Source organism: Shimia sp. CNT1-13L.2, assembly GCF_024331145.1.
In the GTDB taxonomy this organism is placed as follows: Bacteria; Pseudomonadota; Alphaproteobacteria; order Rhodobacterales; family Rhodobacteraceae; genus Shimia.
Genome location: NZ_JANDJO010000007.1, coordinates 149,477 through 172,453, shown reverse-complemented (window position 1 = coordinate 172,453; position 22,977 = coordinate 149,477). Strand labels below are relative to the sequence as shown.

The 22,977-nt window shown below is 61.5% G+C and carries 26 protein-coding genes; 11 read left to right on the top strand and 15 right to left on the bottom strand.

Annotation, left to right across the window (positions count from 1 at the left end):
- Positions 1-471 precede the first annotated feature (471 nt).
- Positions 472-651 carry a hypothetical protein gene (locus NNA36_RS15465; RefSeq protein ID WP_255108642.1) on the bottom strand — a complete coding sequence of 60 codons (180 nt, stop codon included), beginning with the start codon at positions 649-651 and terminating at the stop codon, positions 472-474.
- Between the two features lie 489 nt (positions 652-1,140).
- On the opposite strand from NNA36_RS15465, the gene NNA36_RS15460 reads away from it, so the two are divergent.
- On the top strand, positions 1,141-1,800 hold the full coding sequence (locus tag NNA36_RS15460) for a lytic transglycosylase domain-containing protein (protein WP_369681676.1): 660 nt from the start codon (positions 1,141-1,143) through the stop codon (positions 1,798-1,800).
- 4 nt (positions 1,801-1,804) lie between these two features.
- Here NNA36_RS15460 and NNA36_RS15455 read toward each other — a convergent pair whose 3' ends face one another.
- Genes NNA36_RS15455 through NNA36_RS15445 form a run of 3 tightly spaced genes read right to left on the bottom strand, consistent with a single transcriptional unit; the run spans position 1,805 to position 4,442 of the window.
- Complete coding sequence (locus tag NNA36_RS15455) at positions 1,805-3,178, bottom strand: L-serine ammonia-lyase (protein ID WP_255108637.1); 1,374 nt, start codon at positions 3,176-3,178, stop codon at positions 1,805-1,807.
- Positions 3,178-4,002: a glutathione S-transferase family protein gene (locus tag NNA36_RS15450; protein WP_369681675.1), complete on the bottom strand. Its 825-nt coding sequence runs from the start codon at positions 4,000-4,002 to the stop codon at positions 3,178-3,180. Before NNA36_RS15450 ends, NNA36_RS15455 begins: the two co-directional genes overlap by 1 nt.
- On the bottom strand, positions 3,999-4,442 hold the full coding sequence (locus tag NNA36_RS15445; protein ID WP_255108635.1) for a hypothetical protein: 444 nt from the start codon (positions 4,440-4,442) through the stop codon (positions 3,999-4,001). The genes NNA36_RS15450 and NNA36_RS15445 overlap by 4 nt, the downstream gene beginning before the upstream one ends.
- Before the next feature lie 75 nt (positions 4,443-4,517).
- On the opposite strand from NNA36_RS15445, the gene NNA36_RS15440 reads away from it, so the two are divergent.
- The 7 genes from NNA36_RS15440 (at position 4,518) to NNA36_RS15410 (ending at position 11,094) form a co-directional block, all read left to right on the top strand.
- Positions 4,518-4,949, top strand: coding sequence for a MarR family winged helix-turn-helix transcriptional regulator (locus NNA36_RS15440; RefSeq protein WP_255108633.1), 432 nt, complete (start codon positions 4,518-4,520; stop codon positions 4,947-4,949).
- A gap of 84 nt (positions 4,950-5,033) precedes the next feature.
- Positions 5,034-5,822: a ribose-5-phosphate isomerase RpiA gene (gene rpiA, locus NNA36_RS15435; RefSeq protein ID WP_255108631.1), complete on the top strand. Its 789-nt coding sequence runs from the start codon at positions 5,034-5,036 to the stop codon at positions 5,820-5,822.
- 9 nt (positions 5,823-5,831) lie between these two features.
- Entirely contained in the window at positions 5,832-7,187 is a 1,356-nt protein-coding gene (gene gor, locus NNA36_RS15430) for a glutathione-disulfide reductase (RefSeq protein WP_255108629.1), read from the top strand.
- 66 nt (positions 7,188-7,253) lie between these two features.
- Positions 7,254-8,390 (top strand): FtsH protease activity modulator HflK, encoded by a 1,137-nt coding sequence (hflK, locus tag NNA36_RS15425; protein WP_255108619.1) that lies wholly within the window; start codon positions 7,254-7,256, stop codon positions 8,388-8,390.
- Positions 8,390-9,271, top strand: a complete 882-nt coding sequence (gene hflC, locus NNA36_RS15420) for a protease modulator HflC (protein WP_255108617.1) — start codon at positions 8,390-8,392, stop codon at positions 9,269-9,271. The genes hflK and hflC overlap by 1 nt, the downstream gene beginning before the upstream one ends.
- Positions 9,268-9,465: a DUF2065 domain-containing protein gene (locus NNA36_RS15415; protein ID WP_255108615.1), complete on the top strand. Its 198-nt coding sequence runs from the start codon at positions 9,268-9,270 to the stop codon at positions 9,463-9,465. The genes hflC and NNA36_RS15415 overlap by 4 nt, the downstream gene beginning before the upstream one ends.
- 210 nt (positions 9,466-9,675) lie before the next feature.
- Positions 9,676-11,094, top strand: coding sequence for a Do family serine endopeptidase (locus NNA36_RS15410; RefSeq protein WP_255108650.1), 1,419 nt, complete (start codon positions 9,676-9,678; stop codon positions 11,092-11,094).
- A 61-nt stretch (positions 11,095-11,155) separates the two neighbouring features.
- Here the strand turns inward: NNA36_RS15410 and NNA36_RS15405 are convergent, their stop codons facing one another.
- Entirely contained in the window at positions 11,156-11,695 is a 540-nt protein-coding gene (locus tag NNA36_RS15405; RefSeq protein WP_255108614.1) for a peptidoglycan-binding protein, read from the bottom strand.
- 53 nt (positions 11,696-11,748) lie between these two features.
- Positions 11,749-12,120, bottom strand: coding sequence for an OB-fold nucleic acid binding domain-containing protein (locus NNA36_RS15400; RefSeq protein ID WP_255108613.1), 372 nt, complete (start codon positions 12,118-12,120; stop codon positions 11,749-11,751).
- Between the two features lie 125 nt (positions 12,121-12,245).
- Here NNA36_RS15400 and NNA36_RS15395 point away from each other — a divergent pair, with 125 nt between their 5' ends.
- Positions 12,246-12,569: a 2Fe-2S iron-sulfur cluster-binding protein gene (locus NNA36_RS15395; RefSeq protein ID WP_255108612.1), complete on the top strand. Its 324-nt coding sequence runs from the start codon at positions 12,246-12,248 to the stop codon at positions 12,567-12,569.
- The gene (locus tag NNA36_RS15390; RefSeq protein ID WP_369681674.1) at positions 12,569-13,318 is read left to right on the top strand and encodes an FG-GAP repeat domain-containing protein; all 750 of its coding nucleotides are present in this window, start codon (positions 12,569-12,571) and stop codon (positions 13,316-13,318) included. The genes NNA36_RS15395 and NNA36_RS15390 overlap by 1 nt, the downstream gene beginning before the upstream one ends.
- 60 nt (positions 13,319-13,378) lie before the next feature.
- Here the strand turns inward: NNA36_RS15390 and purD are convergent, their stop codons facing one another.
- Positions 13,379-14,641, bottom strand: a complete 1,263-nt coding sequence (gene purD, locus NNA36_RS15385) for a phosphoribosylamine--glycine ligase (protein WP_255108611.1) — start codon at positions 14,639-14,641, stop codon at positions 13,379-13,381.
- A 73-nt stretch (positions 14,642-14,714) separates the two neighbouring features.
- Between purD and xseA the strand changes: the two genes are divergently transcribed.
- Positions 14,715-16,199 (top strand): exodeoxyribonuclease VII large subunit, encoded by a 1,485-nt coding sequence (gene xseA / locus NNA36_RS15380; RefSeq protein WP_255108610.1) that lies wholly within the window; start codon positions 14,715-14,717, stop codon positions 16,197-16,199.
- A 120-nt stretch (positions 16,200-16,319) separates the two neighbouring features.
- Here the strand turns inward: xseA and NNA36_RS15375 are convergent, their stop codons facing one another.
- From NNA36_RS15375 to NNA36_RS15340, 8 genes are all read right to left on the bottom strand, one after another.
- Positions 16,320-16,706, bottom strand: coding sequence for a hypothetical protein (locus NNA36_RS15375; RefSeq protein ID WP_255108609.1), 387 nt, complete (start codon positions 16,704-16,706; stop codon positions 16,320-16,322).
- Between the two features lie 78 nt (positions 16,707-16,784).
- Positions 16,785-17,438, bottom strand: coding sequence for a DsbA family oxidoreductase (locus NNA36_RS15370; RefSeq protein ID WP_255108608.1), 654 nt, complete (start codon positions 17,436-17,438; stop codon positions 16,785-16,787).
- A 72-nt stretch (positions 17,439-17,510) separates the two neighbouring features.
- A complete protein-coding gene (locus tag NNA36_RS15365) occupies positions 17,511-18,440 on the bottom strand; it encodes an AEC family transporter (protein WP_255108606.1) in 930 nt (309 codons plus the stop codon).
- A gap of 4 nt (positions 18,441-18,444) precedes the next feature.
- Positions 18,445-19,245 (bottom strand): MBL fold metallo-hydrolase, encoded by an 801-nt coding sequence (locus NNA36_RS15360; protein WP_255108604.1) that lies wholly within the window; start codon positions 19,243-19,245, stop codon positions 18,445-18,447.
- On the bottom strand, positions 19,242-20,048 hold the full coding sequence (locus NNA36_RS15355; RefSeq protein WP_255108602.1) for a TatD family hydrolase: 807 nt from the start codon (positions 20,046-20,048) through the stop codon (positions 19,242-19,244). Before NNA36_RS15355 ends, NNA36_RS15360 begins: the two co-directional genes overlap by 4 nt.
- Positions 20,049-20,051: 3 nt before the next feature.
- On the bottom strand, positions 20,052-21,173 hold the full coding sequence (locus NNA36_RS15350; RefSeq protein WP_255108601.1) for a DNA polymerase III subunit delta': 1,122 nt from the start codon (positions 21,171-21,173) through the stop codon (positions 20,052-20,054).
- Positions 21,170-21,796 carry a dTMP kinase gene (gene tmk / locus NNA36_RS15345; RefSeq protein WP_255108600.1) on the bottom strand — a complete coding sequence of 209 codons (627 nt, stop codon included), beginning with the start codon at positions 21,794-21,796 and terminating at the stop codon, positions 21,170-21,172. The genes NNA36_RS15350 and tmk overlap by 4 nt, the downstream gene beginning before the upstream one ends.
- Complete coding sequence (locus NNA36_RS15340; protein ID WP_255108599.1) at positions 21,793-22,962, bottom strand: D-alanyl-D-alanine carboxypeptidase family protein; 1,170 nt, start codon at positions 22,960-22,962, stop codon at positions 21,793-21,795. Before NNA36_RS15340 ends, tmk begins: the two co-directional genes overlap by 4 nt.
- Positions 22,963-22,977 lie beyond the last annotated feature (15 nt).

Genomic DNA, 22,977 nt, shown 5'->3' with positions numbered 1-22,977 from the left:
CACCGCTGATCTGGGTCGCGGCTTGTGCGGCCAGGGTGTTGGTGTTGGTTTCGATGGCGGTGTAGGCCGCAACGGCCAGGCCAACGATTGCGGCGGTCAGAACAACCCAGTCTACGGTTACTGCGCCATTTTCGTCTTTGCGGAAGTTTTTGATGAACTTGATCATGGTGTGTCCCTCCTAAGGATACAGTGGATTCATTCAGTTTCGGTTCACAACCCGGCCGGGCAACAATTGGGCTATGTCTCTCTCGTGCCCGGTGTCCGACTTGGCATGAGGACAATATCCCTTTGGATTCGGGCAGGAATTGGGCGCAATTGGTGCCATTTTGTAGTGAATCGAGAGATTTGCATGAGCCTGCGGAAAAGATGTTGCGGGCTTTGTGCGGCCAGGCCCGTGAGCGGTTGACCCAAAAAGAAAGGCTGCGCCGATTTGACGGCGCAGCCCCGGAAATCTGGTTTTTTAAGTGCGGCTTACTTGCCGACTTCACCGCTGATCTGGGTCGCGGCTTGTGCGGCCAGAGTGTTGGTGTTGGTTTCGATGGCGGTGTAGGCAGCTACAGCCAGGCCAACGATTGCGGCGGTCAGAACAACCCAGTCAACGGTTACTGCGCCATTTTCGTCTTTGCGGAAGTTTTTGATGAACTTGATCATGATGTGTCCCTCCAAGGATCATTTACATTCAGTCTCAACCTTGCCGGCCTTGGTGGGCTGCTCTCTCATTGCCCCGTGTCCGACTTGGTATGAGGGTAATATCCCGCTTGAATCGGGCACGATTGGGGCACGATTGGTTCCATTTTCGTGCTTTGAGGGAAAATTCTGGTGAATTTATTTATCCGTTTGTTTTTAAATGGAAAAATTCGTGGTTTTCCTTCGGTTGGGTGTCCGCAAGGGTGGTTCGGCGGTGAAATGAGGCAAAAATGACAGGATTGGATGCCCAATTACATGGTTTCACGCCGTGATTTCTGGGAGAGTGGCGCCATGGCGCGTGTGAGGCAGCAGTTTTTTCAATGGATCGGAACGGGACTCATCGGAGTTTCCGTTCTTGCGGGGCCGATTCAGGCGGAATCACCACCCCCTTTCCCCGAATTCAGTGCCAAGCGGATCAAGGTCCCGAAACCGGGGAGTAAGCCGAAGATTGATGTGCAGATCAGCGAAGAGGCGGCGGCACCTGTTCCGGTTGAACAGGAGGTTGCCACCACAGCCCCCTATGCTGCGCGCTATGACTGGTTCTGGGAGGAAGTTTCGCCGCAGATGTCAGAGAGCGGGCCGGGGCGGCTGGCGACCGCGCTCCAGCACCTGAGCACGCCGCCAGAAGGCAAAGGGGTTTCGGCGCCAAGGCTGCAGGCCTTGCAGAAGATCGCACAGGCCCATGCGCGGGATATTCTGATTGCGACGGTGGGCACGGATGTGTCTCCGGCGCTTGTTTTGGCGGTGATTGCGGTGGAATCGGGCGGCGATGGGTCTGCGGTGAGTGGTGCAGGAGCTGAGGGACTGATGCAGTTGATGCCGGTGACGGCAGAGCGTTTTGGTGTGTCCGACAGTTTTGCCGCGGATGAGAATATCAAGGGAGGTGTGGCGTTTCTGGATCTTCTCATGAAGACCTTCGAGCGCGACCCGATTTTGGTGCTGGCGGGGTACAACGCAGGCGAGAATGCGGTCAAACAGGCGCAGGGCGTGCCGGAGTATGCGGAGACGCGGGATTATGTGCCCAAGGTTCTGGCGGCCTATGCGGTGGCGCGGGGCCTGTGCAGGACGCCGCCAGAGTTGATTTCGGATGGTTGCGTGTTCGTCACGCAGTAACGGATCAGCAGTTGGGCACGTTCACCGCGAGCCCGCCAAGCGAGGTTTCCTTGTATTTCTCGTGCATGTCATGGCCGGTCTGGCGCATGGTTTCGATCACAGCATCCAGCGGGACAAAGTGCGTGCCGTCGCCACGCAGGGCGAGGGAGGCTGCCGAGACCGCCTTGATGGCACCAAGGCCGTTGCGTTCGATACAGGGCACCTGAACTAGGCCCTTGACCGGGTCGCAGGTCATGCCGAGGTGATGTTCCAGCGCGATTTCGGCGGCGTTTTCCACCTGTTCCGGCGTGCCGCCCATTACGGCGCAGAGACCGGCGGCCGCCATGGCCGAGGCCGAGCCGACTTCGGCCTGGCAGCCGGCTTCGGCCCCTGAAATCGACGCGTTGAATTTGACGAGGCCACCGATCGCGGCGGCGGTCAGCAGGAATTCATCAATGCGCGAGCTGGTTGCACCGGGTACGTGATCGATCCAGTAGCGGATCACGGCGGGCAGAACACCGGCAGCGCCGTTGGTGGGGGCGGTGACGACCTGACCGCCGGCGGCGTTCTCTTCGTTCACGGCCATCGCATAGGCGCTCATCCAGTCGTTGATGGTGTGCGGCGCGTTGATGTTCATGCCGCGCTCGGCCTGAAGCGCATCGTGGATCGCCTTGGCACGGCGCTTGACGCCAAGACCGCCGGGCAGGGTGCCTTCGGTGGTGAGGCCGCGTTCGATACAGTCGTTCATGACCTGCCAGATACGGGCCGAGCCCTTGGCAAGGCTGTCGGGGCAGCCGCGTGCAATTTCGTTGGCCTTTTTCATCTCGGCGATGGTCTTGCCCGAGGCCTGCGCCATTTCGAGCATCTCGACGGCGGATTTGAACGGGTAGGGAACGGGATCGCCTTCGTCGGTGTCCTTGCCTTCCGCCAGTTCCGCTTCGGTCATGACGAAGCCGCCACCGATCGAGTAGTAGGTTTCCTGAAGCGTGACATCGCCCTGCGCATCGGTGGCCATCAGGATCATGCCATTGGCGTGGCCGGGCAGGTTGGGGCCGAAATCGAACTTGAGATCTTCGGAAGGGTTGAAGTGCAGGGCGTGCAGCCCTTCGGGGTGCACCATATGCGTGGCCTTGATCTGGGCCAGCGCCTCTTCGGCCTTTTCGGCGTCATAGGTGTCGGGCAGGAAGCCCGCGAGGCCGAGGATGGTGGCGCGGTCGGTGGCGTGGCCAACGCCGGTAAAGGCAAGCGAGCCGTGCAGAGAGGCCTTGAGGCCATGGAAATCGAAGGGCGAGGCGCGCATCAGGTCGAGAAAACGCGCGGCGGCCACCATCGGGCCCATGGTGTGCGACGATGACGGGCCAACGCCCACTTTGAACATGTCGAAGACAGACAGGAACATTACAGGGCCACTCCTTCAGGCGGATTTGGGGATTTTGGGGTCGTGAACGGGTTCGGGGCCATGCCTTCGGCCTTGCACAGGGCAAGGACGGAGGGGCGGCTTTCAAGGCGGGCGGCGAGCGACTGGAGCGTCGGCCAGTTGGGCAGCGAGAACCAATCGGTGTCGCCCTGCGGATACAGCGCCATCCAGCGGAGCATCATGCAGACATAGAGGTCGAGCGCGGAAGGGTTTTGGCCATTGAACCAGGGTTTGTTCTGGAGGGCGAGGTCTTCCAGCAGGTCAAGCGACCGGATCAGGCGCGCGCGTGCGCCCTTACGCAGGGTTGCGTGATCGGTTGTCGATGGGCCGATATACTGATCGGGATAGAAATTCAGGCGCAGGTCGGCGTGGGTGGTGTTCGACAGGTAGAACAGCCAACTGAGGAACTGCGGGCGGTCAGCGTCGTCAGGTGCCGGCCCCAGCTTGCCATAGGTGTCTGCAAGCCAGAGAAGGATGGCCGCGGTTTCGAAAATGGTGCCCTTCGGTGTTTCCAGCGCCGGGATGAGACCGGCGGGATTGATGGCGCGATAGGCGGCGCTTTGCTGTGCCTTCGAGGCACGATCGACCAGAACTGCATCATACGACAGCCCGCGCTCTTCCAGCGCAAGGCGGATGATTCCCGACGCGTTGTCGGGGGCATAATGTAGTCGCAACGTCTCCATGGTGGTGAAAATAGGAAGTGCCGCGAAAATCTGTCCGTCCCAAAGCGACGTTTCCAATCGGAAACGCGCATTTTTGATGTGGGTTTGATCGGGCCTTGAGCCGGTCTGCGAGGAAGCGATCATTTGATAAGCTTGCGCCGCGCACGAAGGGCCATGCCGTCCTTCATGTTGAGACCCAGCAGGGTGATGTTGGTGGCGCCGGCAATCAATTCGAGGCTCTGGACAACGTAGAAGGGGATGTCGAATTGACCTGCTTGCGCGCGAAGAGCAATGAACACGGCGCTGGGCAGCAGGATCAGGATGCCGTTTGCGGCGATGATCTTCATGCGGCGCTGTTTGCTGGCGACTTGGGGCAGCCGCCAGCCTTTGCCTAGGGTTGCACCGGTGATTCCGGTCATGGCCATTGCGGGAATGAGAAGCGCCATTCCCCACAGGATATTGGTTTTCACCAAGGCGATGGCCTGATGAGAGCCAAAGACTTCGGACAGTAGTGTGGAGATCCAGAACGACGCGATTGTCAGGAGTGCGATGGTTCCGGCGATGGCGTGCAGTTTGAGTTTCATGGGGTATTCCTTTTAAATAGCATGCTATGAAAAATGAAGTTGAATAGCGTGCTATGCAATTGCACATTGGCGCACATGGAATTTGCAAAATCGCACTCGGCCGGGTTTCTGGCCAACCACATGGCCCGCCTGTTCGCGAACGGGTTGCAGCGGCGCTTGAAGGTGTTGGGGCTGGCACCTGCGCAATTCATGGTGCTCTTGGAGCTGTGGGAGGAAGATGGTCTCACGCAGGTGGCGCTTGTCGAGCGTCTGGATGTAGAACAGGCGACGATGGCAAATACGTTGACGCGTATGGAGCGGGATGGGTTGATCCAACGAAAGCCCAGCCAATCGGACAAGCGTTCGAAGCTCGTTTTCCTGACGCAGAAGGCGCAGATGTTGCAGCGGGATGCTACTGAAGCGGCTGCGGCGCAGAATGCCGAGGCCCTTGCCGGATTGGGGCAGGACGAGCGGGAGGCGTTGCTGAAGCTGATGCAAAAGGTGATTTCGACCATGAGACGTGGTTAGAACGGGTTAACCTGTTCGTTTTCACCGTGGCCCTAGGCGTGCAACTTTCCTATAAACTTGCCAACACTAACAGGGAGTCGCCGCATGTCCGGAGAATTGTCACCTATCGACAAGGCCAAATTCGTCGCCGCCAAGAAGGCCACCGATTATGTCGAAGACGGCATGCGGGTGGGTCTTGGGACCGGATCGACGGCCGCATGGCTGGTGAAATGCCTTGGCGAAATGGTGCGCGAGGAAGGGTTGCGCATCAAGGGCGTGCCGACATCGACCCGCACGGCGCAGCTGGCGCGTGAGGTGGGCATCGAGGTGGTGAGCCTTGACGAAGCCAAGTGGCTGGATGTGACGATTGACGGCGCGGACGAGTTTGATGGCGACCTGAACCTGATCAAGGGTGGCGGCGGTGCGCTGCTGCAGGAAAAGATCGTGGCAACGGCCTCGGATCAAATGGTTGTGATTGCCGATATCGGTAAAGAGGTCGAAACGCTGGGCGCGTTTCCCCTGCCGGTCGAGGTGATCCCCTTTGGCTGGCAGACCACGCAGGCCCTGATCGAGGAAACCCTTGTCAGCATGGATGTTCTGGGCCGCTCGTCGACCCTGCGGATGAATGGCGACAGCCCTTTTATGACCGATGAGGGCAACCACATCCTTGATCTTCACCTCAAGCGGATCGGGGATGCCCGCCAGTTGGCTCTGGTGATGAACCAGATGCCGGGCGTGGTTGAAAACGGGTTGTTTATCGATATCTGTGACGCGGTCGTTGTCGGCTATGGCGATGGGCGCGTGGAAGTGCGCGACATCAACGCCGGCACGATCGAAGAGAGCATGTTGGACTTTGCCGAGACCGACAATCTCTTCTCGGATCTGGCAGACTAAGGGCGCGATATGGAATTCGATTATGATTTGTTTGTCATCGGCGGTGGCTCCGGTGGCGTAAGGGCAGGGCGTGTTGCGGCCCAGGAAGGTGCCAAGGTGGCACTGGCGGAAGAAGACCGCTATGGCGGCACCTGCGTGATCCGCGGTTGTGTTCCCAAGAAACTGATGGTGTTTGCCAGCGAATTCGCCCATGCGGCCGAAGATGCGCAGGCCTATGGGTGGGATATTCAGCCCGGTGCCTTTGACTGGGACGTGTTCCGCGGCAAGCTTTATGCCGAGTTGGACCGCCTCGAGAACGTCTATCGCAACATTCTGGGCAACAACGGTGTCGAGACCTTTGATCAGCGTGCCAAGGTTGCGGATGCGCATACGGTTGAACTGGCCGACGGGACCCGCAAGACCGCCAAGCACATTCTGCTGGCTGTGGGCGGACGTCCGACCAAGCTGGACGTGCCCGGCGCCGAATTGGCGATCACGTCGAACGATATCTTCCATCTGGACAAGCTGCCCGAAAACGTCCTGATCGTGGGCGGCGGCTATATCGCGAGTGAATTCGCCGGCATCCTGAACGGTCTTGGGGTGAAAACCACGCAGTTCTATCGCGGGGCGCAGATCCTGCGCGGGTTCGATGATGAAACGCGCAACCTCGTGGCGTCGGAAATGATCGAGAAGGGCATCGACCTTCAGGTGAACACCAATGTTGTCTCGCTTGAAAAAGACGGCGACAAGGTCAAGGTGCTGGATACCAACGGCACGACCACGACCTTTGACAAGGTGATGTTTGCCACGGGTCGTGCGCCGAACACCGATGGGCTTGGCCTGACCGAAGTTGGCGTTGAAATCGGCCGCAAGGGCGAAGTCGTGGTCGACGACTATAGCCAGACCGCGGTTCCGTCGATCTATGCGGTGGGCGACGTGACCGACCGTGTGAACCTGACGCCGGTTGCGATCCGCGAAGGCATGGCCTTTGTCGAGACCGTGTTCAAGGGCAACCCGACCAAGCCGGATCACGAGTTGATCCCGACGGCGATCTTTACCCAGCCCGAGATCGGCACCGTGGGTCTTTCGGAAGAAGAGGCCCGCGCGCAGGAGCCGATCGAGGTGTATTCGACATCCTTCAAGCCGATGCAGCAAAGCTTTGCTGGACGCAGCGAGAAAGTGCTGATGAAACTGGTGGTGAGCCAGAAGACCCGCAAGGTTCTGGGTTGTCATATCGTCGCGCCGGGGGCGGGCGAAATGATCCAATTGGCCGGTATCGCGGTAAAGATGGGTGCAACCAAGGAAGATTTCGACAGGACCGTTGCGGTACACCCGACGATGTCCGAAGAGATCGTGACCATGAAGAGCCCGGTACGTACGGGTTGAATTTTGGCGAATGCACCGCAGATTATGTGGTGCGTTCGTAGATGATTGAGAAAGGGATAGACCTTTATGGCAGGCAATAGTGGCGGCCCCTGGGGCGGCGGCGGAAATCAAGGTGGCGGCGGTGGCAACCGTGGCAACAATGGTGGCGGTGGACGCCGCCCGGAAGATGATGGGCCGCAGATCCCGGATATCGACGAGCTGATGAAGAAAGGCCAGGACCAGCTGCGCGTTCTCATGGGCGGTCGCGGTGATTCCGGCGGTGGCCAGGGCGGCGGACGTCGCCCGTCTGGCGGTGGTGGTATCGGTCCGGGTGTGCTTGCCCTTGGGATTGGCGTGGTTGCAGCCCTGGGCTGGATTTCTGCGAGCTTCTATACCGTCAAGCCGGAAGAGCAGTCGGTGGAACTGTTCCTTGGGGAGTATTCCTCGACCGGTAATCCGGGTCTGAACTTTGCCCCGTGGCCGCTTGTCACCAAGGAAGTGATCCCCGTAACCCGCGAACAGACTGAAGATATCGGTGTTGGCGCACGTGGTTCGGATGCGGGCCTGATGCTGACCGGGGACGAGAACATCGTCGACATCGATTTCCAGGTGGTCTGGAACATCAATGATCCGGCGCAGTTCCTGTTCAACCTGCGTGACCCTCGCCCGACGATCCGCGCCGTTTCGGAATCGGCGATGCGCGAGATTATCGCGCAGTCGGACCTTGCGCCGATCCTCAACCGTGACCGTGGTGTGATTGCCTCGAACCTTCAGGACCTGATCCAATCGACGCTGGACAGCTATGATTCAGGCGTGAACATCGTGCGTGTGAACTTTGACAAGGCGGACCCGCCCGAGCAGGTGATCGACGCTTTCCGCGACGTTCAGGCCGCCGAGCAGGAACGTGACCGGACCCAGAAAGAGGCGGATGCCTATGCCAACCAGGTTCTGGCTGGCGCGCGTGGTGAAGCCGCGCAGGTTCTGGAACAGGCCGAAGCCTATCGCGCGCGCGTCGTGAACGAAGCGCAGGGTGAGGCGAGCCGTTTCTCGGCTGTTCTCAACGAATATCAGAAGGCTCCGGATGTGACCCGCAAACGTCTTTACCTCGAGACGATGGAAGAGGTTCTGGGCCGTGTCGACAAAGTCATCATCGACGATCAGGACGGTGGCCAGGGCGTTGTGCCCTACCTGCCGCTGAATGAGCTGACCAAGGGGAAAAAATAATGCGTAAGTCGACTTATCTTCTCCCTATCCTCGTTGTGATCGTGGCGGCGGCGCTGTCGTCGGTCTTTATCGTGGACGAACGTCAGAAGGCGCTGGTTCTGCGCTTTGGAAAGGTGGTTTCGATCAAGGAAGAGCCGGGTCTGGCCTTCAAGATCCCGCTGTTCGAAGAGGTTGTCACCTATGATGACCGTATCCTAAGCCGTGATGTTGACCCGCTTGAAGTCACGCCGCTGGATGATCGTCGTCTTGTGGTTGACGCCTTCGCGCGTTTCCGGATCGCCGACGTGAACCAGTTCCGTCAGGCAACTGGTGCCGGTGGCGATCAGGCAATCGAGGTTGCGGGCCGTCGTCTGGATTCGATCCTGCGTTCGCAGACCCGGGAAATCCTGGGTTCGGTTTCGTCGAACGACATCCTGAGCTCGGATCGTGCGGCGCTGATGCTGCGTATCCGGAACGGTGCGATTGCGGATGCACGCGCGCTGGGCCTTGAGGTGATCGACGTGCGTCTGAAGCGTACCGACCTGCCGCGGGAAAACCTGAGTGCAACCTTTGACCGGATGCGGGCAGAGCGTGTGCGGGAAGCCACCGACGAACGGGCGCGTGGTCAGGAAGCGGCACAGCGTATCCGTGCGCAGGCCGACCGGACCGTGGTCGAGCTTGTGTCGGACGCGAACCGTCAGAACGAAATCATCCGAGGTGAAGCCGACGCCGAGCGGAACGCGATCTTCGCGGATGCCTTTGGCGCGGACCCCGAGTTCTTTGAATTCTACCGTTCGCTCGCGGCTTATCGTGCGGCGCTTCTGGAAGGCAACTCCACGCTGGTCCTGTCGCCGGACAACGATTTCTTCAACTACCTGAAATCGGACAAACCGGCACAATGATCGGGGTCGCACTTCTGGCGATCGGTCTTGTACTGATTATCGAGGGGCTGGTGTACGCACTGGCCCCTTCGCTTGTTGAGCAACTGCTTGAAGCGTTGCGCAGCCTGCCGGAAAATCAACGCCGGAACATGGGGTTGATGGCAATGGCGCTAGGCGTTTGTCTGGTCTGGATGGCCAAGGCGCTGGGTGCCTGACAACCGGATTTTGGCCGGTAACATTCTTCACAATCACTTCACATCCATTTGTGGCTTGGCGATCCAAGTTGAGTTGCTCATGATGGAACCTACATTCATTGTGTCGCCCAAGGCGTGGCCCTCGTGTGCCACCCGGGTACCAAAATAGGAGATTTGCGAGTGAATACAGAGGCAAAAGCAATTGCGCGTCTTGCCAGCCTGAGCGGGCATATGCGCGTCATGTGGATCACGGCACTGGGGATCCTGCTCTTGATCGCTCAGTCCATTTCAGCACAGGCCCGCCCCGATAGCTTTGCGGACCTGGCCGAGAAAATCAGCCCGTCCGTCGTGAACATCACTACCTCGACCGTGGTTGCCGGCCGCACCGGGCCGCAGGGCATCGTGCCGGAAGGCTCGCCGTTCGAAGATTTCTTCCGCGAGTTCCAGGATCGGCAGGGTGACGGGGATCGTCCGCGTCGCACGTCGGCGCTTGGGTCCGGGTTCGTGATCTCGGAAGACGGCTTCGTCGTGACCAACAACCACGTGATTGATGGGGCAGACGAGATCCTTATCGAGTTTTTCTCGGGGGAAGAACTGCCTGCGAAAGTTGTCGGCACCGATCCGAATACAGACATCGCGCTGTTGAAGGTGGAAACTGACAAGCCGCTGGCCTTTGTCAGCTTTGGTGACAGTGACACCGCCCGTGTCGGCGATTGGGTCATGGCCATGGGCAACCCGCTGGGACAGGGCTTTTCCGTGTCGGCAGGGATCGTTTCGGCCCGTAACCGCGCCCTCTCGGGCAGCTATGATGACTACATCCAGACCGATGCAGCGATTAACCGGGGCAACTCGGGTGGTCCGCTGTTCAACATGGATGGCGAGGTCGTCGGCGTGAATACTGCGATCCTGTCCCCCAACGGTGGCTCGATCGGTATCGGTTTTTCGATGGCGTCCAACGTTGTCACCCGCGTGGTGGACCAGTTGCAGGAATACGGCGAGACCCGTCGTGGCTGGCTGGGTGTGCGCATCCAGAACGTCAGCGAGGACATGGTCGAAGCCATTGAGGGGCTTGACGAAGCCGCTGGCGCGATGGTGACCGATGTGCCGGAAGGTCCGGCAGCCGAGGCCGGTATGCAGTCGGGCGACATCATCATGTTGTTTGATGGCAAGGAAGTCGCCGATGTGCGTGGACTGGTTCGCGTGGTGGGCAATACCGAAGTCGGCAAGACCGTCCGCGTGGTGGTGCTGCGCGATGGCAAGCAGGAGACCCTCAAGGTGACCCTGGGACGTCGCGAGACCGCCGAATCCAACAATGGCACCGAAAGCACTCCGGAACCGGCCGAGCCGATTGAGAAAGAGTTGCTTGGCCTGACCGTGACGCCGCTGACCGATGAAATGCGCAGCGAACTGGGTGCGGGTGAAGGGACTGTTGGTCTGGTTGTGACCGGTGTGGATGAAACCTCGAAAGCCTTTGAAAAGGGGCTGCGTGCGGGTGACATCCTGACCGAGGCAAGCCAGCAGAAACTGACCTCGGTTGCCGATCTCGAAGCGCGGGTTCAGGAAGCCCGTGACGCAGGCCGGAAATCGGTTCTCTTGTTGGTGCGTCGCGCCGGAGAGCCGCGCTTTGTGGCGCTGAACATCGAAGAGTGATTGTCTGGAAATAGACGATGAAAGGGCACCTTCGGGTGCCCTTTTTCGTGGGATGGACGCGTTACTCCTCGCGCGCTACGGCGACAAGACCAAGCTGGCGGGCGGCGGCAAGGGAGAGGATCGAACTGTTGAGGCCTTGTGGCTCCTGGTAGCGGCGGATGGCGGCGCGTGTGCGCTTGTCCATCTCGCCCGTGATCGCACCGGTATAGTGGCCACGAACCTTGAGCGCGCGTTGCAGGGTGGCGGTGAACTCTTCGGTCCAGACGTCGTCGCAGGGCGTCTCGAACCACGTTTCGCGCCGTTCGCGGACAATGCGCTGCTGGGTCTCGCTGCGGTAGACACCGGGGCTGATCACGGTGCCGTCGGCCAGAACCTCTGCGGGTTGCACGAGAATCTGTTCGGTGACGGTTTCGATCACGGCGGGGGTCACGGAACGCCCCCAGCAGGTGCCGGGCTTGGCCCCCGGTGGCGCGATGGCCGAGGTCGTGCGCACGACGTCCGGTTCGTTCAGCGCGGCGAGGTCGGGCGTCATCATGCCGTCTTCGCAGGCGGCCAGTGTCAGGCCGGCCAAAGCCGCAAGAAAGGGAAATCGGAGTGTCATGCTCGTTGCCTCTGGCGAAAACGCACGGGGTGTTTTGTTCTTCTTACCCTGTTTTAGCCCGTTTCGGAACCCCGCGGCGGAGTGAGCAGGGTGTCGAGCATCGGAGAAATGTCCTCGATCCGTTCGGCCAGAACATGGGTCACGTTGTTTTCGCGCTGGATGCGGCCGGTGATGCGCAGGAGCCTTCCCGAGATCACCGCGCGGCGAAAATGTTCATACAGCTTGCGCCAGACCACGATGTTCACGATGCCGGTTTCGTCTTCGAGCGTGAGGAAGATCACCCCCTTGGCGGTGCCCGGTCTCTGGCGCAGGATCACCAGCCCGGCAACCGTCACACGCGCCCCGTTGGGCGGCTCGACCAGACGGATTGCAGGCAGGGCCGACGGGGGGCGTGGCCAGGGGGGGAGGCGAGGCTGAACTGTCATAGGAACAAATATAGAACATTTGAATTTTGTCGCAAGGAAACAAGACCTGAGTCGCAAAAGGGACTGGCGAGAGTGAAAACCGTTGATTAGGTAAGTAAAAACTCACGCAAGGAAAGTTCTAAGACATGGCCAAAATCACTTATGTCGAGCACAACGGTACCGAGCACGTGGTCGAAGTTGCCAACGGTCTGACCGTTATGGAAGGTGCCCGCGACAACAACATTCCGGGTATCGAAGCCGATTGCGGCGGTGCTTGCGCCTGTTCGACCTGTCACGTGTACGTCGCCCCCGAGTGGGTCGAGAAAGTACCGGCAAAGGACGACATGGAAGAAGACATGCTGGATTTTGCCTATGAGCCCGATCCGGAGCGCTCGCGCCTGACCTGCCAGATCAAGGTGACCGATGCGCTGGACGGTCTGGTTGTCCAGATGCCGGAAAAACAGATCTGATGCCTGAAGAGGCGCGGGATACAGTTTTTCGCACCCGATATGGGAAATTGGGGGCCGCGCTGCTGATGGGCTGCGCGGCCTTTCTCATGGCGGGAAAGGCCAAGGCCGAGATCGTGACAGCCAGCTATGGCGCGCCTACCACGCGCTATGCCCATGGGGTGCTTGGGGACGCGATCGAATATGGCACGTTGGAGATGCAGATGTCGGATGGGCGGAGGCTTCGCCTGACCCTTCCGGAAGATCGCGTGTTCGAAGACCTGTCGCCGCGGCTTGTGGATCTGGACGGGGATGGTGACGGCGAGTTGATCACCATCGAGAGCAGCATCCATGAGGGCGCGCGGCTGGCGGTTTATGACGAGACCGGGCTGGTGGCGGCGACGCCGTTTATCGGGCGCTCGAACCGCTGGCTTGCGCCGCTGGGCGCGGCGGATCTGGATGGGGACGGCAAGGTCGAGTTGGCCTATATCGACCGTCCGCATCTGGCCAAGACCCTGCGGATCTGGCGGTTTGACGATGGGCGGCTGGTGCATGTGGCCGACAAGACCGGGCTGACCAATCACCGCATTGGCGAGGATTTCATTTCGGGTGGTATCCGCGATTGCGGGCAGGGGCCGGAGATTGTCACCGTCAACAGCGACTGGGGGCGGGTCATGCTCTCGACCCTGTCGGGGCGGAAAGTGACCAGCCGGGATGCCGGGCCGTTCCGGGGGCGGCAGAGCCTTGCGGATGTTGTGGCCTGTAAAGGCTAGGTCCCGGACCCAAGAGACAAAAAAGGCGCCAGGGTGTCCTGACGCCTTTCTTTATTCCGATCAGAGGGCGCGCCAGCCGATGTCGCGGCGGTAGAAGCCACCGGGCCAGTCGATCTGGTCAATCATGGCATAGGCGCGGTCACGGGCTTCCTGCAGCGAGGCACCGCGTGCGGTCACGTTCAGAACGCGGCCGCCTGTGGCGGTGAACTTGCCGTCAACGGCGGTCGTGCCCGCGTGGAAGACCATGTTCTTGCTGTCTTCCGGCAACGCGTCGAGGCCGTTGATGACACTGCCCTTTTCATAGGAGCCGGGATAGCCGTTGGCCGCCATGACAACGGTGATGGCGTGGTCGTCGGCCCAGTTCACGCGGGCTTCGGCCAGGCGTTCCTCGGCGGCGGCGTGCATCAGGTCAAAGGCCTGCGCGCCAAGGCGCATCATCAGAACCTGACACTCGGGATCGCCAAAGCGGACGTTGTATTCCACGAGGCGCGGCTGGCCGTCCTTGATCATCAGGCCGGCGTAGAGAACGCCTTGATAGGGCACGCCACGGCGGGCCATTTCGTCGATGGTGGGCTGAATGATCTCATCCAGCGCCTTCTGGGCGATCTCGTCCGACAGGACCGGAGCCGGAGAATAGGCGCCCATGCCGCCGGTGTTGAGGCCGGTGTCGCCTTCGCCCACGCGCTTGTGGTCTTGTGCAGTGCCGATGGGCAGAGCGGACTTGCCATCGCAGAGGATGAAGAAAGAGGCTTCTTCACCTTCCATGAACTCTTCGATCACCACCTCGGCACCTGCGCCACCAAAGGCACCGCCGAACATGTCGTCGATGGCCTCCAGCGCGGTTTGCTCGTCCATTGCGACGATCACGCCTTTGCCGGCTGCGAGACCGTCCGCCTTGACGACAATCGGAGCCCCTTGTGCGCGAATATAAGCCTTGGCCGCTTCAGCATCGGTAAAATGACCGTACGCTGCGGTTGGCGCCTTGGCGGCGTCGCAGATTTCCTTGGTAAAGCTTTTCGAGGCTTCCAGCTTGGCCGCGCCTTCAGAGGGGCCGAAAACGAGGATGCCTGCTTCGCGCAGGCGATCGGCGACACCGTTTGCCAGCGGGGCTTCGGGGCCGACGATCACGAAGTCGATGGCGTTCTCTTCGGCAAAGTTGACCACCACGCCACCGTCGTCGATGTCGATCTTGGCGCAATCGGCGATCTTGGCGATGCCCGCGTTGCCGGGCGCGACGATCAGCTTGTCACACTTGGGGTTCTGCATCACGGCCCATGCCAGGGCATGCTCGCGTCCGCCGCTTCCGAGAATGAGAATGTTCATGGTGTGCCCTTCTGCTTGGCCTTGCTTTGCGGGCGTTCTAAGCTGTGGTGAGCAGTCTTACAAGCGAGGCCAAATGTCCGACCTCATCGATTCCCCGATTGAAGGGGAAAATGCCCCGGAATTTAGCGTATCGGAAATTTCCGGCGCGGTGAAAAAGACCATCGAGAGCGCCTTTGGGCGCATCCGCGTGCGTGGCGAGGTGGGGCGCGTGTTCCGGGCGCGGTCTGGGCACCTGTATTACGACATCAAGGATGAGGGCAACGTGCTGGCCTGCACGACCTGGAAGGGGCAGGCGGCGCGGCTGACCGTGCAGCCGGAAGAGGGCATGGAGGTGATCGTCACCGGCAAGCTCACGGCGTTCGGGGCGCAGTCGAAGTACAACATGAACGTCGATGACGTGAGTGTGGCGGGCGAAGGCGCGCTGATGGCTATGCTGGAGAAGCGCAAGAAGCAGCTGGCGGCCGAAGGGTTGTTTGCGCCGGAGCGCAAGAAACCCTTGCCCTATCTGCCCGAGATCATCGGGGTTGTGACCTCGCCTTCTGGCGCGGTGATCCGGGACATTCTGCACCGTCTGAGAGAACGGTTTCCGCGCAAGGTTCTGATCTGGCCGGTGGCGGTTCAGGGGGCGGCCTGTGCGGGCGAGGTGGCGCGGGCCATCGAGGGGTTCAACCGCCTGACACCCGGCGGTGCCATGCCGCGTCCTGACCTGCTGATCGTTGCGCGGGGCGGCGGAAGTATTGAGGATTTATGGGGGTTTAACGAAGAAATCGTCGCGCGTGCAGCGGCGGCGAGTGATATCCCCCTGATCTCGGCAGTGGGGCATGAAACGGATACCACGCTGATTGACTTCGTCTCGGACAGACGCGCGCCAACCCCCACGGCGGCGGCCGAAATCGCGGTGCCTGTGCGCCTTGATTTGTTGGGCTGGACCGACGAGCAGGGGGGGCGGTTGACGCGGGCGTTGACGGATGGGATTGCGCGGCGGGGGCAGCGGCTCAGGGATGTGGCGCGGGCCTTGCCGAATGCGGATGCGATCTTGCAGACGCCCCGGCAGCGGCTGGACCGGGCGGGAGAGAACCTGCCGCGTGCCCTGCGCGACGGGGTGCAGCGGCGGCGGGTGGAGCTGACGCAACGCACGGGCAGCCTGCGAGCGAGCACCCTGCGACAGCTGATCGACGGCAAGCGGCAGGCCTTGGGACGGCGGGCAGACCGGTTGTCGCCGGTGGCGATTACGCGGGAGGTTTCGCGGAAACGCGAGAAAATACAAGAGCTTGCCGCGCGTATGGACCTTGCGGAAGAGCGCGTTTTGAAAGGCCTCAAAGACCGTTTGGCGCAGGCTGAAAGGATGCGCGAGACGCTTGGATACCAGGCCACGCTTGAGCGTGGATATGCGGTTGTCTGGGGTGATGGCAAGCTGGTGACGGACACGAAATCGGCCAAGAAAGCGAGTGAGATCGAGGTCGAATTTGCGGATGGAAAAGTGGCGTTGAGCGGCAAGGCCGCGCCGAAAAAAACGGCCAAGAAAGACCCGCCGCCCACCCAAGGAAGCCTGTTCTGAGGGCGGGTTAACGGCGAAAACCGGCGTCGGTGCTACGTCGGTATTACGTCGGTATTGCGGAGGTGCGAGGGCCGATAATTCCGGTCGTTACAGCACCGCACGGATTAAGAGAGTGTGAATTCAGACGCCGACTTCGGGACCGAGGCAGAGCATTTCATCGGTCTGCTGGGTTTCATAGAGTTCGGTGGGAGTGTCGCCGCTGGCGAAGACAGCGCCAAGGCGGCCGTTTTCGTTGAAGAACAGCCAGCACTGTGGTTCGAAATCATCTTCGTAGATAAAGCAGATGTGCTGGCCTTCCTGATACCAGACCCCTTCCTTGCATTTGCCGTCAAGAAAGGACCAGCGGACACGCCGGTTCGGCAGATATTCCTCGACCCCGTAATTCTGGCCGTCGGCCCCGTAGGTGAGAATCTTGCCCTGGGTATGGGCTTCAAATTCCGCCGCTGACATGGGCGTATCGGCAAGCGCCGGGAAGGCGAAGAAACAAATGGGTACTAGAAATCGCATGGGCGCAGAGTGGCATGAGTGCGCGGCGCAATCTAGGGATTTGTGTCGTTTGGCGGGGTCAGTCGGGGAAATTCAGCTTTAACTTGCCGCTTCGCGGGCCTGGGAAAGTTGGGTGAGGATGTTGGCAAAGGTTTCTACGCCCTGTGCGCCGGAGGTGGCGTGGCGCTGGTCGAAAACCATGGTGGGCACGCCGGAGACGCCGCGGGAGGTCCAGAACTGTTCCTTTTCGCGGACGATGTCGGCAAAACGGCCATCTTTGAGAACCTCGGCTGCCTCGTCGCGGTCGAGACCGACAGAGGCGACAGCGTCTAGCAGAACGTCAGAGTTGGAGACGTCCTTGCCCTGTTCGAAGTAGGTGTTGAAGAGGGCGAGTTTCAGATCGTGGGACTTTTCGAAGTCCTGTGCCCAGTGCAGCAGTTGGTGCGCCTGGAACGTGTTGTAGATGCGGGCGTCGTCGGAGAAGGCAAAGTTGATGCCGAGCGGGGCACCGATGGTTTGCAGGTTTTCGCGCGCCTTGGCGGATTGCTCGGCGGTGCTGCCGTATTTGCGCATGATGTGATCGCGCAGGTTTTCGCCTTCCGGCACCATGTCTGGGTTCAGCTCAAACGGATGCCAGTAGACCACGGCTTCGATGCCGGATTGGGCAACGGCCTGTTCAAGCTGGCGAAAGCCGACGATGCACCAGGGGCAAACCACGTCTGAAACGATGTCGATGCGGATGGGGGTGGTCATTGGCGCGCTCCTTGAGGGGGTGGTTCCTTGGAACATGTGCGCGCCGTCCTGTCCAATCAAGGGTGAGTGATCCTAGGGAAGGGCGCCAAGCCAGAGCCAGATGGTGAGGATCGAGATCGCGGTGCCGACGAGGACGGTGGAGGCGGCTGTGCGTTGCCCGCGTCCGTAGAGGTTGGCAAAGAGATAGGCGTTGATGCCCGGGGCCATCGATGCGGTGAGCACGGCAGAGCGGAGGCCGTCGACGCTGAGCCCATTGAAGGTGCCGAGGGTGTAGACGATGGCCGGATGCAGGACGAGGCTGACGATGCAGCAATAGGCGATGGTGCGCAGGTCGCCTTCGGGACGATAGCGGAACAGGACGCCGCCCATGCCGAAGAGCGCGGCGGGGAGGGCGGCTGTGGCCATCAGGTTGACCGAGACCCAGACCGGTTCGGGCAGGGTGAGGCCGCTCAGGTTGACTGCGAAGCCCAGCGAGATGCCGACAATCAGGGCGTTGCGGAACATCGCCTTGAGCACCTTGGGAACGATGGTGATCGGCGAGGAACCGCGAGCGCGGACAATTTCCATCGTGGTGATGCCAAGGCCGTAGCAGAAGGGCGAGTGCAGGGCGACGATGGCATAGTTCCCGGCCAGCGCATCGGGGCCAAAGGCGCGTTCGGTGATCGGCAGGCCCAGCAGAAGTGAGTTTGAGAACAGGCAGATAAAGCCGATGGCGACGGAATCTTCCCAATCGCGTTTGAACAGGTAATGCGCCCCGAAGAGGCCCGCACAGAAGCTTAAGAAAGCGCCTGTGTAGAAGCTACCTAGGAGGGCGAGGTCGAATTCGGCGGTGAGGTCCAGCTTGGCGATGGCGCGGAACAACAGGACCGGCACCGCGAAGTTGGTGGCAAAGCGCATCAGGCCGTCGACATTGTCCTGTGTGAACAGGTTGCGCCAGGCGGCGAGATAGCCAAAGCCGATCACCAGGAACACCGGAAGGATGACGGTGATCAGCGTTTGCATGGGATCAGACGGTATAGACGATCTGCATCCCGTCATAGGCCGCGCGGATGTGATCGGGCGTTTCGGCCTCGACTTCGGCGTGGTCCATGTCGATGTGCAGGTTGGTCAGGATTGCGCTTTTGGGAGCCGCCTGTTCGATCCAGCCGAGGGATTTCTCCATATGGGCGTGGGTCGGGTGTGGCGTGCGGCGCAGGGTGTCGAGAATCCAGCAGTCGAGGCCCTGAAGCTGGAGCCAGGCATCGTCGTAGATCTCGGCCACGTCGGGCATGTAGCAAAGGTCGTTCACGCGGAAGGCGAGGGCGTCGATGCTGCCGTGGTTCACCTTGATCGGGGTGAGGGTGACGGTGCCGCCGTCGCCGGTAATCTCGACGTCATCCTTGATGGTGTGCATGTCGAGGATCGGCGGATAAGGCGAGCCTTCGGGCTGTACAAAGGCATAGCCGAAGCGGGAATAGAGCGCGTCCTGGGTGGCACCGTCGGCCCAGACGGGCAGGCGTTTGCGCATGTTGAAGACGATCATGCGCAGATCGTCGATGCCGTGCACGTGGTCGGCATGGGAATGGGTATAGACCACCGCGTCGAGTTCGCCGACGCCTGCATCCAGCAGTTGCGAACGCATGTCCGGCGAGGTGTCGATCAGGACGCTGGTCTTGCCGGCCTCGGTTTCGCGTTCGATCAGCAGGGAACAGCGGCGGCGGCGGTTCTTGGGGTTGGTCGGATCGCAATCGCCCCAGTGGCCGCCAAGACGCGGCACGCCACCGGACGAGCCGCAGCCGAGGATCGTGAAGGTCAGCGTGGCGCTCATGCGGCCTCCGCGAAGGATGCGACCTTGGTGAAGAGGCGGTCGAAGTTGGCTTCGGTCTGGGCGGCGAAATCGGCGTAGGACATGCCGAAGACATCTGCGCCGACCTGCGCGGTGAGGGCGGTATAGGCCGGTTCGTTGCGTCGGCCGCGATGCGGGGGCGGGGCAAGGTAGGGCGCGTCGGTTTCCACGAGGATGCGCTCAACCGGTGCGGCGGCAAAGATGTCGCGGACGTCCTGGCTGCGCGGGAAGGTGGCGATGCCGGACATCGAGAGGTAGAAGCCGAGGTCTACAGCGGTTTTGGCCAGGGCGGCACCGGAGCTGTAGCAGTGCATGACGCAGGAATAGGCGCCCTTGGCGTGTTCCTCGCTCAGGATTGCGGCCATGTCCTCGTCTGCATCGCGCGAGTGGATGATCAGCGGCAGGCCGGTTTCGCGGGCTGCTGTGATGTGGATGCGCAGGCTTTCTTTCTGCACGTCCTTGCTTTCGGCGGTGTAGTGATAATCGAGGCCGGTTTCGCCGATGCCGACGAATTTCGGGTGCTGCGCGAGGGCAACGAGCTGGTCGACGGTGGCCATCGGCTCGTCTGCGGCGCTCATCGGGTGGGTTCCGGCGGCATAGAAGACGGGGGCGTGGGCCTCGGCGATGGCACGTACGGTGGGTTCGTTGCGCAGGCGGGTGCAGATGGTGACCATGCGGGCCACGCCGGCGTCTGCGGCACGGGCGACGATCTCGTCGAGCTGTCCTTCGAAGTCGGGGAAGTCGAGGTGACAGTGGCTGTCGGTAATCCGGGGGATGTCAGTCATGGTCTAGCGCAATGCGGTTTCTGTTATCTTGAAAACCGTATCTAGAACTAGTGCGGCAGGGTCAAGGTTGACCGCCTGCCCGTGGCGGGTGCGTGATGAAATCTCTTGCGCGATTTCTGCCCATTGGCGGGCCTTGTGCGGATTGGGGGCAAGGCGTTGCAGAACCTCGGCTTCGCCCTTGGCGGCCTCGGGCAGCGGCGGGACACCGGTTGCACCGGTGCGGGACAGCCGCGCGAGGAAGGTGTCGAACATGGTGAGCAAAAGCTCGAAGCGGTTCTCGGCCCCGCGCGCGGCGGCGGCCTCGGCCAGCTTGAGAGCGCGCGGTCGGTCGGGGTTGGGCATCGTGGCGAAGATGCCGACGATTTCCTGATACATCTCGAGACCGCCAAGCCGCGTCAGGCGCATGGCCTCGCCGACCGATCCCGAAGACAGGGCGGCCAGTGCGGGATCGTCGTTGTCTTCGGCCCCGGCCTGGGCGAGGGCGGCGGTCATGTCGTCGGCCTCAAGCGGGGTCAGGCGCAATTCGCGGCAACGCGAGCGGATGGTGGGCAGGAGACGCGATGGCTGGTGAGAGACCAGCAGCATGGTGGTGAGGGCCGGGGGCTCTTCGAGCATTTTCAAAAGCGCGTTGGCGGCGTTCACGTTCATTTCGTCGGCGGCATCGACGATCACGACGCGGCGTCCGCCCTCGGCGGCGGACATGGTGAGAAAGTGGGTCAGGCCGCGGATGTCATCGACGGTGATCATGTCACGCAGCTTACCGGTCTTTTCGTTCACGCTTCTGGTGATGGCGAACATGCCGGGTTCCGAGCGCGCCAGAAGGCGGTGGGCGACAGGGTGATCGGGCGAAATGTCGAGGGTGTCAAAGGTGGGCGGGGCATCGCCAAACAGGCCGCCGCCCTCGTAGATGGGCGTTGCCAGAAGAAAGCGGGCGATCCGCCAGGCCAGCGTGGCCTTGCCGACGCCGCGCGGGCCGGTCATCAGCCAGGCGTGGTGCAGGCGGTCGGCGTTATAGGCTTCGAGAAAGCCTGCCTCGGCCTGAGACTGGCCGAAGAGCCGCTCGGTTTCGCGCGGGTGCGGTGCCCCTTCGACGCGATCTGCTTCTGGGAGTGTGTCGTCGCTCATGAAAGATGCGTTAGCACGGTGTCGGCGATGTCGGAAGCCACGGCGTCGATGGATTGTTCTCCGTCGATGATGCGGAAGCGGTCGGAGAATTCGTTTGCGAGGCCGAGAAAGCCCTTGCGCATCTGTTCCTGAAGGGCCTGTCCGAAGTCTTCAAAGCGTTCCTCGGTGGTGGCGCGGGACTTGGCGCGGCTGAGGCCGGTGGCCGGGTCCATGTCGATCAGGATGGTGAGGTCGGGTTCGCGGCCGATCATCAGGCGGTGCAGGTGGTCGACGGTTTCGCGCAGGTCGCCGCGGGACAGGCCCTGATACATGCGGGTGGAATCGGCGAAACGGTCGCAGAGCACGATCTTGCCCGCAGCCAGCGCCGGCAGGATGGTGCGTTCGAGGTGGTCGCGGCGGGCCGCGGTGAACAGCAGGATTTCGGTTTCGGCCGACCAGCGGTCGGGGTCGCCTTCAAGCACGAGAGAGCGGATTTCCTCGGCCCCGTCAGAGCCGCCGGGTTCGCGGGTCAGGACGACGTCATACCCCTTGCCGCGCAGGGTTTCGGCCAGCACCCGGATCTGGGTGGATTTTCCCGATCCGTCGATGCCTTCGAAGGTGATGAACAGTCCGCCGTCGGTCACGACGCGTCTCCGGCCCCGATGCCGAGGCTGTCAAACAGCACGCTGGTGGCGGTGCGCAGGCGGACGGTAAAGCCGCCGGCGGGAACGTCTTTGGCCGCGACCAGAGGCACGCGGATCGCGGGCAGATCATCGGGACGCACGACCAGTTCGGCCAGTTCCTGGCCTTGGGTGACAGGGGCCTGAACCGGGCCGTGATAGACCACTTCGGCGTCGACCTTGTCCATCGACAGAACCGGCAGGAGCACATCGATATCCTCGGCCGGAACCAGCGCGACCTTGTTTTCGCGGCCCATCCAGACCTCGGCATCGGCTATGCGCTCGCCCTCGCGGGCGATCTTGCTTTCCGAGAACTGGCGGAAGGACCAGTTGACGATCTGTTCCGAGACTTCGGCGCGGGCTTTGGAGCTGTCGAGGCCGGAAATCACGAAGATCACACGGCGGCTTCCCTGGCGGGCAGATCCGACGAGGCCATAGCCTGCTTCCTGGGTGTGGCCGGTCTTGAGACCATCCGCGCCGATGTCGAGGCTCAGGAGCGGGTTGCGGTTGCGGGTGTTGCCGGGGGCGCGGCCATCGAACTTGAACTCGCGTTCGGCAAACATCGGGTAGAACTCGGGGAAGTCCTCGATCAGGTGGTTGGCCAGCAGCGCTAGGTCGCGCATCGACATGCGGTGTCCGGGGGCGGGCCAGCCGTTGGAGTTGGCGAAGGTCGAGTTGGTCATGCCCATCTGGCGGGCGCGGCGGGTCATCAGGCGGGCAAAGCCGGCCTCGGTGCCATCCGGCGACAGGGCCTCGGCGATCACGGCGCAGGCATCGTTGCCCGACAGCACGATGATACCGCGAATGAGGTCGGAGACCTTCACCTTGTCGGTGGTATCAAGGAACATGGTCGAGCCGCCATAGTTCATCGCGTGTTGCGAGACAGGCAGCTTTTCCTCCATCGACAGGCGGCCGTCGCGGACCGCCTCGAAGGCCATGTAAAGCGTCATCAGCTTGGACATGGAGGCGGGCGGCAGGGGCTCGTCGGCGTTCTTGGCCAGCAGGATGGTGCCGGTGCCCTGATCCATCACATAGGCCGCGCTGGCCCGGGTTTCGAAGGCCGAGACCTGGGTCACGGTCAGGGCCAGCGCCACGGCGGCGCTCAGGAGGCGGGGCAGGGCCAGTTTCATGCGGCGATCTCCGGT

Bases quoted from the DNA above. Each gene is read 5' to 3' on its own strand.
- hflK (WP_255108619.1), top strand. From the start codon at position 7,254: ATGGCAGGCAATAGTGGCGGCCCCTGGGGCGGCGGCGGAAATCAAGGT.
- NNA36_RS15440 (WP_255108633.1), top strand. From the start codon at position 4,518: ATGGAATTTGCAAAATCGCACTCGGCCGGGTTTCTGGCCAACCACATG.
- NNA36_RS15455 (WP_255108637.1), bottom strand. From the start codon at position 3,178: ATGTTCCTGTCTGTCTTCGACATGTTCAAAGTGGGCGTTGGCCCGTCA.
- NNA36_RS15450 (WP_369681675.1), bottom strand. From the start codon at position 4,002: ATGATCGCTTCCTCGCAGACCGGCTCAAGGCCCGATCAAACCCACATC.
- NNA36_RS15410 (WP_255108650.1), top strand. From the start codon at position 9,676: ATGCGCGTCATGTGGATCACGGCACTGGGGATCCTGCTCTTGATCGCT.
- NNA36_RS15370 (WP_255108608.1), bottom strand. From the start codon at position 17,438: ATGACCACCCCCATCCGCATCGACATCGTTTCAGACGTGGTTTGCCCC.
- hflC (WP_255108617.1), top strand. From the start codon at position 8,390: ATGCGTAAGTCGACTTATCTTCTCCCTATCCTCGTTGTGATCGTGGCG.
- NNA36_RS15360 (WP_255108604.1), bottom strand. From the start codon at position 19,245: ATGAGCGCCACGCTGACCTTCACGATCCTCGGCTGCGGCTCGTCCGGT.
- NNA36_RS15365 (WP_255108606.1), bottom strand. From the start codon at position 18,440: ATGCAAACGCTGATCACCGTCATCCTTCCGGTGTTCCTGGTGATCGGC.
- NNA36_RS15415 (WP_255108615.1), top strand. From the start codon at position 9,268: ATGATCGGGGTCGCACTTCTGGCGATCGGTCTTGTACTGATTATCGAG.
- NNA36_RS15340 (WP_255108599.1), bottom strand. From the start codon at position 22,962: ATGAAACTGGCCCTGCCCCGCCTCCTGAGCGCCGCCGTGGCGCTGGCC.
- rpiA (WP_255108631.1), top strand. From the start codon at position 5,034: ATGTCCGGAGAATTGTCACCTATCGACAAGGCCAAATTCGTCGCCGCC.
- NNA36_RS15465 (WP_255108642.1), bottom strand. From the start codon at position 651: ATGATCAAGTTCATCAAAAACTTCCGCAAAGACGAAAATGGCGCAGTA.
- NNA36_RS15395 (WP_255108612.1), top strand. From the start codon at position 12,246: ATGGCCAAAATCACTTATGTCGAGCACAACGGTACCGAGCACGTGGTC.
- NNA36_RS15355 (WP_255108602.1), bottom strand. From the start codon at position 20,048: ATGACTGACATCCCCCGGATTACCGACAGCCACTGTCACCTCGACTTC.
- xseA (WP_255108610.1), top strand. From the start codon at position 14,715: ATGTCCGACCTCATCGATTCCCCGATTGAAGGGGAAAATGCCCCGGAA.
- gor (WP_255108629.1), top strand. From the start codon at position 5,832: ATGGAATTCGATTATGATTTGTTTGTCATCGGCGGTGGCTCCGGTGGC.
- NNA36_RS15375 (WP_255108609.1), bottom strand. From the start codon at position 16,706: ATGCGATTTCTAGTACCCATTTGTTTCTTCGCCTTCCCGGCGCTTGCC.
- NNA36_RS15350 (WP_255108601.1), bottom strand. From the start codon at position 21,173: ATGAGCGACGACACACTCCCAGAAGCAGATCGCGTCGAAGGGGCACCG.
- NNA36_RS15445 (WP_255108635.1), bottom strand. From the start codon at position 4,442: ATGAAACTCAAACTGCACGCCATCGCCGGAACCATCGCACTCCTGACA.
- purD (WP_255108611.1), bottom strand. From the start codon at position 14,641: ATGAACATTCTCATTCTCGGAAGCGGCGGACGCGAGCATGCCCTGGCA.
- NNA36_RS15390 (WP_369681674.1), top strand. From the start codon at position 12,569: ATGCCTGAAGAGGCGCGGGATACAGTTTTTCGCACCCGATATGGGAAA.
- NNA36_RS15400 (WP_255108613.1), bottom strand. From the start codon at position 12,120: ATGACAGTTCAGCCTCGCCTCCCCCCCTGGCCACGCCCCCCGTCGGCC.
- NNA36_RS15405 (WP_255108614.1), bottom strand. From the start codon at position 11,695: ATGACACTCCGATTTCCCTTTCTTGCGGCTTTGGCCGGCCTGACACTG.